13 protein-coding genes and 1 pseudogene are annotated in these 11,527 nt (G+C 27.0%); 3 read left to right on the top strand and 11 right to left on the bottom strand.

The genetic code is table 11. The features are described from left to right. Positions 1 to 215: 215 nt before the first annotated feature. The 7 genes and pseudogenes from KQI30_RS15560 to KQI30_RS15535 form a co-directional block, all read right to left on the bottom strand. Complete coding sequence (locus KQI30_RS15560; RefSeq protein ID WP_216464265.1) at positions 216 to 743, bottom strand: hypothetical protein; 528 nt, start codon at positions 741 to 743, stop codon at positions 216 to 218. A gap of 356 nt (positions 744 to 1,099) precedes the next feature. Then, a complete protein-coding gene (locus KQI30_RS15555; protein ID WP_216464264.1) occupies positions 1,100 to 1,615 on the bottom strand; it encodes a hypothetical protein in 516 nt (171 codons plus the stop codon). A gap of 9 nt (positions 1,616 to 1,624) precedes the next feature. Continuing rightward, positions 1,625 to 2,008 (bottom strand): hypothetical protein, encoded by a 384-nt coding sequence (locus KQI30_RS17270; protein WP_253287538.1) that lies wholly within the window; start codon positions 2,006 to 2,008, stop codon positions 1,625 to 1,627. Beyond that, positions 2,009 to 2,221 (bottom strand): annotated as a pseudogene (locus KQI30_RS17265) (polymorphic toxin-type HINT domain-containing protein); the annotation flags it as partial. Between the two features lie 247 nt (positions 2,222 to 2,468). After that, complete coding sequence (locus KQI30_RS15545; protein ID WP_216464263.1) at positions 2,469 to 2,912, bottom strand: hypothetical protein; 444 nt, start codon at positions 2,910 to 2,912, stop codon at positions 2,469 to 2,471. 37 nt (positions 2,913 to 2,949) lie between these two features. Next, positions 2,950 to 4,110 (bottom strand): rod shape-determining protein RodA, encoded by a 1,161-nt coding sequence (gene rodA / locus KQI30_RS15540; protein WP_216464262.1) that lies wholly within the window; start codon positions 4,108 to 4,110, stop codon positions 2,950 to 2,952. Between the two features lie 298 nt (positions 4,111 to 4,408). Continuing rightward, complete coding sequence (locus KQI30_RS15535; RefSeq protein WP_216464261.1) at positions 4,409 to 4,645, bottom strand: hypothetical protein; 237 nt, start codon at positions 4,643 to 4,645, stop codon at positions 4,409 to 4,411. A gap of 219 nt (positions 4,646 to 4,864) precedes the next feature. Between KQI30_RS15535 and KQI30_RS15530 the strand changes: the two genes are divergently transcribed. From KQI30_RS15530 to KQI30_RS15520, 3 genes are all read left to right on the top strand, one after another. Next, positions 4,865 to 5,404 (top strand): RNA polymerase sigma factor, encoded by a 540-nt coding sequence (locus tag KQI30_RS15530; RefSeq protein WP_216464260.1) that lies wholly within the window; start codon positions 4,865 to 4,867, stop codon positions 5,402 to 5,404. Continuing rightward, entirely contained in the window at positions 5,401 to 6,780 is a 1,380-nt protein-coding gene (locus tag KQI30_RS15525) for a DUF4179 domain-containing protein (protein WP_216464259.1), read from the top strand. Before KQI30_RS15530 ends, KQI30_RS15525 begins: the two co-directional genes overlap by 4 nt. Positions 6,781 to 6,971: 191 nt before the next feature. Further along, positions 6,972 to 7,583 (top strand): P-loop NTPase fold protein, encoded by a 612-nt coding sequence (locus tag KQI30_RS15520; protein WP_253287537.1) that lies wholly within the window; start codon positions 6,972 to 6,974, stop codon positions 7,581 to 7,583. Between the two features lie 145 nt (positions 7,584 to 7,728). Here KQI30_RS15520 and KQI30_RS15515 read toward each other — a convergent pair whose 3' ends face one another. From KQI30_RS15515 to KQI30_RS15500, 4 genes are all read right to left on the bottom strand, one after another. Further along, complete coding sequence (locus KQI30_RS15515) at positions 7,729 to 8,511, bottom strand: ABC transporter permease (protein ID WP_216464257.1); 783 nt, start codon at positions 8,509 to 8,511, stop codon at positions 7,729 to 7,731. A 4-nt stretch (positions 8,512 to 8,515) separates the two neighbouring features. Then, the gene (locus KQI30_RS15510) at positions 8,516 to 9,319 is read right to left on the bottom strand and encodes an ABC transporter permease (protein WP_216464256.1); all 804 of its coding nucleotides are present in this window, start codon (positions 9,317 to 9,319) and stop codon (positions 8,516 to 8,518) included. Next, the gene (locus KQI30_RS15505; RefSeq protein WP_367397869.1) at positions 9,316 to 10,119 is read right to left on the bottom strand and encodes an ABC transporter ATP-binding protein; all 804 of its coding nucleotides are present in this window, start codon (positions 10,117 to 10,119) and stop codon (positions 9,316 to 9,318) included. Before KQI30_RS15505 ends, KQI30_RS15510 begins: the two co-directional genes overlap by 4 nt. Before the next feature lie 177 nt (positions 10,120 to 10,296). Continuing rightward, complete coding sequence (locus KQI30_RS15500; protein ID WP_216464254.1) at positions 10,297 to 11,133, bottom strand: aldo/keto reductase; 837 nt, start codon at positions 11,131 to 11,133, stop codon at positions 10,297 to 10,299. Between the last annotated feature and the right edge of the window lie 394 nt (positions 11,134 to 11,527).

Below are 11,527 nucleotides of genomic sequence, written 5' to 3'. Positions count from 1 at the left end.
GCTTTAGAAAATCTAATGCCTTGGGCAAATAATCTTCCTGACAATCTAAAAGTCAAAATCAAGAAATAAATAAATCCCGATAGGGCTTTAAATCGCCCTACCGGGATATTTTAATATATTTTTTAAATTGATAAAAGGTACCAAAACTTTGACGCTTACTAATATCCTCGTTTCTTATATATACTAAATAAATATATAACTTATTATAATTGATGCTATTTATAATTTATTTCTGACATAAAAGACTTAAATATGACTGATTCTAAAATTTCATTATTAATAGAATCAACAGAATTTATAAAGCTTTTTATTGCATTGTAAACACTATTTTTAAATTCATCATACTTAATTTCTACAGCCCAAATATGTTGGTAAACCTTACCTAGTGGTTTTTGAATTACTAAAGATTTATTTAATGTATTAGTAGACCTTTCAAAACTTACTAGCAAAGTATTCTTATGTTTTCTAAATACAAAATAAGAATCATATGTTTCTGGAATTCTCATTGCAACATAATTAGAATTTTCTAATGCTTTTACTACATTATTTAATAAGGAAAACCACCACATTAATGCATCATCTGATGAGTCATATTCTTCATTATAAAACCCATAGTATTTATCAGAAAAAAATATCTTAATTTGACCATATATTTCTGTATAATCTTTATCAAATTCTGTAGCTGTTAAAATTTTTAATTCATCTATAACTTCTAACGGAATTCGATATCTAATATTAAACATAAAATATCCTCCATATTATAAATCAAAGTCTGACAATATAAACTTATATTCTCCAAAATCTATTTAATTGAATTTTTGACTTATTTAAATTATGTTCTTTTAGTATATGTGTTGCTGTACCCATATGAAGTACGGTAGTCTTTATATAATCTAAAAAACAGTTATTATGAACCAATACCCCAGTATCAGCTATATTTAAGTTGTAGATATCTATAGCTTCATCATACTCTATTTCCTCTGTAGATTATACTATTGCCTCAGTATCATTATATGTTATTACTGTATCGCCAACTTTAAGCTCAAATGCAGGTCTCCATGCACCTTTGAGGAGTATAAATAAATATTTGATATTATATTTAATGGATTAATTTTTTCAAACATGATATTTTAATTAATTCATTACTATAATTATTATTTAAAAAAGTAACATAATGATGTATATTTTCAAAGAATAATTCACTTGCTGAAAGTAGTTCACTAAATAATTCGTTAATAGGTAATGTATAAGTATGTTTACTATTAGATTCCAAAATCATAATAAGATATTGAGAAGAAATTTTACTAAATGTTATTTTTGTTGGTTGATCCGGAAATAATATTTCCGAATAACCTTCTTTTAAAAATCTTTCTATAGAAATAATAATATATGACCATAACTCATCAACATAATCCCATAACTTAAAGTCTAATATTACCTTATCATAATATTTTAAATAAATAGCTCCTTCTATGTAATCACCATTAATTTTATCTTTAAAGTTATAATTTATATTGGAAACTTCAAAAAAATAATCTTTATGATGACTGTTAATAAAATCTAAATTTGAAATTAATTTGTTAGTTTTTTTTATATATGTTTTACACACCAGCATAATATTCTCCTACTTTTTATAGAATTGACCAATACGGCCATTTTTAAAGCCTACAACATATGTAACATTATTAATGGTACCTTCAATTTGATACATGCCCACAGTCCCTTTTTCAATTAGAATATTTCTATTTTGTTTCATAATATCTCCAATATAGTTGCTAATATCTTCAATGGTCATGCTTTTATCTAAAAATGTTTGAGTATTTTTTATAGTTCCATTCCAATATTCAGGATGGTGTCTTTCTAGAATATGTTTCATTCCTTTTTTATCTAAAAGAAAATTTTGATTGCCAAAATTCCATTTTACAGATATGAAATCTTTTAAAGCATTTATAACTTTCTGAGGATTAGCTTTTACTATTGTTTCAACAATAGTACAATCATTATGCACTAATACGCCAGTATCAGCTACAAAGTAGGTGTGGAAATCAGCTACATTTAAGTTGTAGATATCTATATCTTCATCATACTCTATTTCTTCTGTAGATTCTACAGTTGCCTCAGTACCATTTGATGTTATTACTGTATCGCCAACATTAAGTTCAGATGCAGGTCTCCATGCACCTTGAGAAAGTCTAAATAAATGTCCTGGTGTTGTTTCTATGATTTTTATAAACTTAATGTAGATCCTTATATATTGGGGCGATCTCAGGGTAGATAATAAACATGAATAATGTTTGAGTTTGATAATTAACTACACTCGTAATATTATAAAACACTTATGGAAAATACATCTAAATTGAATTCGATGAGAAATACAACATAAAATATAGCTAACCACAAAAGTGATTAGCTATATATCCCTTATTTAATTTGAAATTAAATATTTTAATAATATTTTTCTAAAGTGTCTAAGAGTATTCATCAAAAGAAAAGTACTCAATAATATAATTATTTTCTTTAAGCAGAACAACTATTTTTTCTATATACCAATTTATATCTGTATTTTCTGTATCGCCAATTAATTTTCTATTGATACTTAAATTAAATGACAGTTCTAGTTCAGAATGAATTAATAATTGTACTCCAATTTCAGTAGAATCCCAGAACATTAATATTCCAATTATTTCTCCATGAGATTCTTTTTTCTCAACTATATTGATTAATTGCTCGACTGATATATCATCAGATTGCCATTCAAAACTATCTTCATCACCTAAAGGCAAATAAGAAATATTATTATCATTTTGTATTCTCCACTTGTTTGTAATAAATGTATTTATTACTTGTAGAGCTGAAATTTTTTCATTACTTACTTTACCTAATTGAATATCAATAGATGCACTTACAGACATAACATCATTCCTTTACTATAAATTCATATTATTTACACTAAAAATTGATTTTTCTCCTTCTCATTCCAACATTTAAAACAATTGCTAAACTCATAAAATATACAAGCATAGAACTCCCTCTATAACTCATAAAAGGTAATGTTATTCCCGTTATTGGCATAAGTCCAATATTCATACCCATATTCTCCAAAATAGAGAATATCCTCGACCCAGTTACCCCCGATACCATAATGGATCCAAAAACATCTTTTGAGTCTCGAGCTATATTAATCATCCTAAATACTATTATTCCATAAAGAGTTAAAAGACCTCCAGTTCCAATAATACCCCATTCTTCGCCAACTACTGAATATATGAAGTCTGTCCATGCTTCTGGGATAAAACCTCCTTTGGTTTGACTTCCATTCATATATCCACTGCCAGTTAATCCTCCTGATCCTATTGCTATTTTAGCTTGTATTATATTATATCCATCACCTGTAGAATCACTTGTAGGGTCCATAAAAGTCAAAAAACGATTTTTCTGATAATCCTTTATAAGGCCACTATTCCAAGCTATAGCTATAGAAATAAATAAAAGCAAGAAGCCGCCACCAATAATTTTCCAGTCAAGTTTACCTACTACCACCATACCAAGTACTGTAAAGAAAATTACCATACTCATACCCATATCTGGTTGTATTATAACTAAAGATGTGGGTATGATAGCATAAATAAAAATAATCAATAGCTTTTTAAATGAATCTATTTTCCCACCCATATCTTCTATTTTCTTTGCAACGATGATTATTATTGCAAATTTTGCAAATTCTGAAGGCTGTATTGCAAAAGAACCTATCTTTATCCATGATTGTGCTCCTTTATTCTCCGTACCAATTACTTTATTTATCAATAATAATATAATAGATGCTCCATAAATCACATATGCATAGTTTCTAAAGAAAGAATAGTCTATAGTTAGAATAAAATATACTGCAATTAACCCTATTATAAGCCACATAAGTTGCAATTTAGCATATCTAAAACCGATATGTATACCATCTAAAGTTTTATTGTATGTAGCTGAATAAATATTAAGCACTCCAAAAATAACAATTACAACTGCTATCATAAGAGTTGTAAAATCTAATTCACCTATTAGCTTTTTATTTATTTTTAAATTTAATAATACTTTTCTAATCCTAGAGTTTAGATTCATTATTTCACCTCACTTCTAAAATAATTTAAATATAATAAAAAATCATTACTTTATATAAAAATATATAGCTAACTTTAGAAAATAAGTTAACTATTTACATTGAAATGTATAAATTTTTTATAGATATTATTATAATATCTCATCTTCTAATATTATGTTAAATTATTTACTTTCAAATATGTACTTCTTATCTTGTATAAGAAGTCGTTCAACCATATCTTCTCATTTTATATAGTTTGAGTCAAGTAAAGTGTTTTTCATTTTGATAGATAACTAAAAAAACTACTGTCACAAATAACTAATTTAAATTGTAACAGTAGTCTATCTCTTTATTTATATGTAAATTTATATATATGACACTTGTACTATTACTAGTATCTATAATTTTAATTACTGAGTATTCATAGCTTTCTAACAAAAATGCTATCCCAAACACTCCAGTTATAAAATATCCCATAATATGAATAATTACTTGAATTATAAATAGCACTAATGAAATCACAAATAAATTATGACATTTCTTCTTTTCCTTCACAATAATCTCCTTATTATTAATATAGCATCCCAAATTTATAATTATATATAACATAATAATACATTATTTGCTATCTATAAAGAGATATATAGTATTTTAATTTTTTCTAATAATGTATCCTTTTAATTTATAATCAAATATATAGTACATTTATTTTTTGTGAACATTTTTACTCTTTCAATTGTCTAATATATGAAAAACTAAAAAAGGAGATTAAATATGGAATATACTGCAATTGAAAACATCACTACTACTATAGATATCGTAAAGTTAGCCAAAAATGGTGATAAAGATGCATTTGTAACATTAATTCAAAGTAACACAAATTCCATGTATCGTGTTGCCATGAGCATATTACATAATGAATCTGATACAGAAGATGCTATACAAAATACAATATCTATAGTATTTGAAAAACTTAACAAATTAAAGAAAAATGAATTTTTTAAAACATGGATGATACGAATACTTATAAATCAATGCAAAAATATAAGTAAAAGAAATAACAAAACTACATCATTAGAAAATATCAAAGAAGAATCAACTCCACCAATTGGATGCACAAATATTGATTTGTACAATGCTATCAATAAATTGCCCACTGATCTTAGGCTAGTTATAACTTTATTCTATTTCGAAGATATGACTACTAAGGATATTGCTAAAGCCATTGGTATACCAGAAGCAACCGTTAGAACTAGATTATTTAGAACTAGAAAAAAATTATCCGATGAAATGAAGGGAGTTTATCAATTATGAATGATAATTTGAGAAAAGATTTATTAGAAATAAAAAAAGATTTTAATGCTTCAGAAAACATCCATAATTCCGTAAATGAGACACTATTATCTCTATCATATGAAAAGAATAGTAATCATCATAAGATTATTTCTATAAAGACATTAATTGCTGTCGCTATTATAACAACCTTAACAATAAGCACTGTTTTTGCCGAAGACTTAGCTCAAGGTATTATGTCTTTCTTCAAAGGAAAGCCATCAACTACCCTTGGAAATAAAGATGCAATACAATCTGTTAATTCCGTTGTAAATATAACTGATACACAAAACGAAGGTTCTTTAACTTTGAATGATTTTTCTATAGACGATAATTTTCTAGTTTGTTCGTATACTTTGTCTTTAAACTCTTCAGATTTAAAGAATGATGATACTATCAAAAAATTTGGATTTACTCCTATTATTTATTATAACGTTGATGGTAAAGATATATATTATCAATGTGATTCTGAAGAAACAGATTACTATTTTGAATCTGATAATACAATAAAGTTTATGCAAAGAATAGGATTAACTTCTTATGATATTAGTGATAAAGGAAATATTAATATATCTCTTGAATTACCAAATTATGATTATTCCAATACTTGGAGTTTAAAAACTAAATATAATAAGACTAGCGCTTCTTCTTTAACTAAAACTATAAATATTAATAAAAATATTACATTAAAAAATAACGTTCTTAATATGAAAGAAAATACAACTGAAAATTTTACCAACAACTTCACAATAGAAAAAGTAAGTTTTTCTCCACTTGGTAATATAATTACTATAAAAAATACTGACTCTAGTAACAAAGAAAAAGTCGGTGCTTGTAACTTCTTACTAATAGACAATAAGGGAAATTACTTAAATACCGTTAATGAATATGAAATTAGTAATGAATCTACTATTAACTATGAATTTTTAGCTGAAAATACTGATATATCCTCTATCAAAATTGTTCCTATAAATGATATATATCATGCTCCAGCAACTTTAACTGAACTATATGATTTAAATAATGTTCCATCATCAATAAAATTAGGAGACTCTAGTACATTACAAATTGATAATATAGCAACAAAAAATAATGAAATCTCAATAGAATTTCACTTTGATGATTATTCAGGTACTACTTTAAATCAATTACCATGTTTCTTCTATGATGAAAATAATAATCCTATTGAAGCAGGTGGATATTTAAGAAATATTGTTGATAGAAATACCAATAGCTTTACTTGTACTTATGGTTTCTATACTCAAGAAGATTTTGATAAGGTATCTAAAATTAGCTTTGATATTAATAACAGATACAAAGTTAATTATGACAATGCAGTAACTGTAGATTTAAAATAATAAAATAATAAAAAAATATATTTCAAAAGATTTAATATAACAATAACAGCAAATATATTCTTTCTTAGAGCCAGTATTTATCTAAAAATATATATTATCTTGAAGTTAATGTTATAATTGCATTGTATCTTATTGCATAATTGTAAAATATTAATAACATGAACATGAAGTATCAAAAGGAGAAATTTGAAATGGAGTTCTTAATAAATAAATTGAAAAATGAAGATATTTCTAATAGAGTATATATTATTGGAATTGATGGCTTAGGAGGAGCAGGTAAAACTACTCTTGTCAATTCATTAAAATTACAATTACAGAATGAAAACTATTCTTCTTATGTGTTACATATTGATGATTTTATTCACCCAAAACGTATTAGATACGATTCGTCTAGAGAAGAATGGTATTGCTATTATAATTTACAGTGGAGATATGATTATCTGGTAAAAGAAATTTTGTCTCCTATAAAAAATGGTGAAATAATTGATAAGCAAATAGAAATATATAACAAGGAAAGTGATGAATATTTTACCCAAAGAGTTAATTTAGTTCATGGATCTGTATTAATATTAGAAGGAGTATTTTTGCAAAGAAAAGAACTAAAAGACTATTTAGATTTTGTAATTTATCTTGATGTACCACAGGAAGTAAGATTAAATAGGGTTTTAGCTAGAGATAGCTATATCGGTGGATTGGAAGATATAAAATGTAAATACGAAAAACGATACTTCCCAGCAGAAGAAAAATATATGTTAGAATATTCCCCCATTGAAAATGCCGATTTTGTATTAAAAAATAGTTAAATGCATATTTGATTATTACTTTTTTTAATCCAAATATATTATGATATTATTTAGTACACAGTTTTTCTTAAAGACTACTAAAGGAAGTCGAAATGGCTTCCTTTAAAAAAATATATATCTTCAACACTGTTTTAAAACATAGCTATCAACTACCAGTAGATTTATAATGTGCAACTCCTATATTCCAGAAAATATATGCTGGTATTAAAAATAAAACTGCTACAAGTGGTGACAACATATATAATATATTTTTTTCACTTACCCTTCCAATTATATAAAGAAACGGGTAATAATTAACAAAGGCAAAGGGAATAACAAAGGTAAAAAACTTCATCACCCACTTTTCATAAATGTTTAATGGATACTGTGCTATTTCCTTGCCACCATCTGTAAATATATTCATGATTTCAAGGCCTTCTATTGTAAAAAAACATATACCGGCATAAATAATAAAGAGGCCCGAAAAAATACATACTCCTCCAACAACCATTAAAATTAATGTAATTACCTTACCAATTGTCCACTGCACATTGCTAGTTATAATGCCATATATAAAAATAACTGTTGCTTGAATTAGTCTTCCTATTCTAGAAAACTCTATTTTGCTTCCAAGCACCTGTATTACTAAACTTCGTGGTCTTAACATTATCCTATCAAATTCTCCATTTGAAATTATTGACGAAAACCTATCAAAACCTCTTCCAAAACATTCTCCAAGAGAAAATGATATAAGTATCGTGCTAAATAGTAATAATACTTCATTAAACCCATATCCATTTATATTTCCAAATCTATCAAATAAAAAGTACATTGCTATAAATGAAAAAATCGTAGTAAAAAATTGCCCTATTACAGTGAATAAAAATGATACTTTATACTCCATTATTGATCTTAATTGTATTGAAAAATATTTTAAATATAACCTCACAGACTCAGCCCCCTTGTACTACTACTTTTCTCATTGCTTTTCTCATTATAAACCTTCCTAACAATATTAATATAATTGCCCAAAGAACTTGGACTAATAAATGTTTAAGGGATTCCATATTGCTTAAAACTCCTGAATAGATCATAAATGGGGTATTCTGCATAGCTCCAAAAGGCGATAAGTAAAGAATGTCCTTTATGCTATCTGGTAATAACGGCAATGGTATAAGGCTACCAGAGAAAAAATCTGCTAACATAATCATTATCATCTTAATACCTATAGGAGATAGAGTATAAAAAGAAAAGATATATATAAGCATCGTATATCCTAAAACTACTATTAAAGCTAATATCATTGACAATAAAAATAATATAAATGCTGCTATACTATCAGGTGGCTGTAATCTATAAACTCCTGGTAATAAGCTTGAAATAATAATTATTGGGAAACATCTAAGTATTACTTTTGAAATTCTATTTGCAGCATTTTTTACGAACCACATATTATAGATATCTAAAGGTCTACATATCTCATAAGCAACATTTCCACTAGATATCTGCTCTAAAACATCCTCATCTATAATCCATGCCATAAATAACGCTAAGAAACTTTGTTGTAGCCATATATAACTTGAAATATCCGAAATTTCCACAAATACCGCTGAAGGGTTACTTTTATAAAATCCATTGTAAATCATTATATACATAAATCCCCAAGCAAGTTGTGTTATGATTCCTGCTATAGCAGCTGCTCTATATTGAATTCCTGTAAAAAACCTTATCTTAAAGAAACTTAAATATGCTTTCATATTTGAAACTCCTTATAAAGACTAACTACTACTTCTTCCACTTTTGTAGAATTGAACTTCTCTTTTAAATCATCTAAGTTTCCATCTAATAATACTTGTCCTTTTCCAATTAAAATTATTCTTTTAGTTAATGCATCTATATCTTGGGTATCATGTGTTGTGAGAATTACGGTGGTTTTTCTTTCTTTATTAATTTCTTTTATAAAATCTCGTACTGCTATTTTAGAAATGGAGTCTAATCCTATTGTAGGTTCATCTAGAAATAGTATTTTAGGATTATGGATTAATGAAGCTGCAATTTCGCATCTCATTCTTTGCCCTAAACTTAATTGACGTGTTGGGGTTTTTACTATATCCCCTAAATTCAGTAATTCTATTAATTCGTTAATATTTTTCTCATATTGAGATTGTGGTACTTTATAAATATCTTTAAGTAATTGAAATGACTCTATTACAGGTACATCCCACCAAAGTTGTGATCTTTGTCCAAAGACTACCCCAATATCTTTTACATGATTCTTTCTGTCTTTCCAGGGTGTTCTTCCATTTATAACACACTTACCGCTGTCAGGATAAAGTATACCACTCATTATCTTTATTGTAGTACTTTTCCCTGCACCATTAGGTCCAATATACCCTACCATCTCTCCTTCTTTGATATTAAAAGATACATTTTTAAGTGCATTTACAATTTCATACTCTCTGTTAATAAAAGATTTAACTGCTGCTTTTAAACCATTATTTCTTTTTGAAACTTTAAAGGTTTTACACAAATCTTTAACTTCTATCAAATAAGCCACCTCCATATTATATTGGGTGAAATGCTTATCCATTGTAGCACAATATGTAATATCAGTCAAAAACAAACATAGAAATATATTTACCACCACTTAACTATAACAGATGCTAATATGCACTAAAATAGGCTGCAGTCTACAAGTTTTAATTTGCTATCACCACAGCCTTACTTATAATATCTATTTAAATTCAAGATAAGTGGTGTTTTCCGGAACCCCTGATACAGATACATTATTACCTTCATTTAATGAATCAATAATATCCATATCTTCCTTTGAAATCTCAAAGTCAAACACATCAATATTTTCTTTTATTCTCTCTTCATTTGATGATTTTGGTATAGGAATAACGCCCCTTTGTATATGCCATCTTAATATTACTTCTGCTATTGTCTTTTTATACTTTTCTGCCAAAGCTATTATAAGTTCATTAGAAAATATTTTTCCCCTCATTATTGGACTCCAAGCTACTAATTGAATATTATTTTTATTACAATAATCTAACATAGTATCTTTTGAACTTAGAGGATGTATTTCTACTTGATTTACCATTGGCATAATTTCTGCTGTTGCTTTTAATTCTTCTAAATGTCCTATCTTGAAATTACACACCCCAATGGATTTTACTTTTCCTGTTTTATATAAATACTCAAAAGCTCTCCATGTTTCAGCATTAAGTTTATTAGGCCAATGAATAAGATACAAATCTATATAGCTTACCTGCAACTTCTCAAGGGACTTATTAAAAGCTTTAATAGTATTTTCATAACCATGATCATCATTCCAAAGCTTTGTTACAAGAAATATTTCTTCTCTTTTTATTCCACTATCTTTTATTCCTTTACCGACTCCAACTTCATTGCCATAAAAAGATGCTGTATCTATTTGTCTATATCCTATTTCTAATGCATATTTTACTATCCTTGCAGTATCTTCATCATTTCCAGATTTATATGTACCAAATCCTATAGATGGCATTTTTATACCATTGTATAATGTTCTATACTTTTCATCCATTATAATTCCTGCCTTTCATTAGTTTATCAATCCTTTGGTAAATCCTATTATAATATAAAAATACGATGGAATACACATTTAAACACTGGCATTTCAAGAAATTCTGTATATTTCCCTCCAAGGTATATATGTCCACCACCACTTAACTATAACAGATGCTAATATTAAGAAAAACATATATAATAACGACCGCTACACTTCCACCATATTAAAATTATCACAAAAGCTGCCACACTTTGATCTGACTCCTGTCAAGTAGACAATCAAAATAAATAAAAGATATATGATTATGCGACTACGTTGTTAGTCGCATTTATCATGATGCTCTTTTTTTCTTTGCTTCTAACTCTGCTTTATAAGCAAGTATTCTCTTATTTTCTGGTATCGGATATTG

The organism is Clostridium bornimense (assembly GCF_018917145.1).
GTDB classification, from domain to species: domain Bacteria; phylum Bacillota; class Clostridia; order Clostridiales; family Clostridiaceae; genus Clostridium_AN; species Clostridium_AN bornimense_A.
Note: the sequence above shows the minus strand (reverse complement) of the source record. Positions and strands in the feature narration are given on the sequence as shown.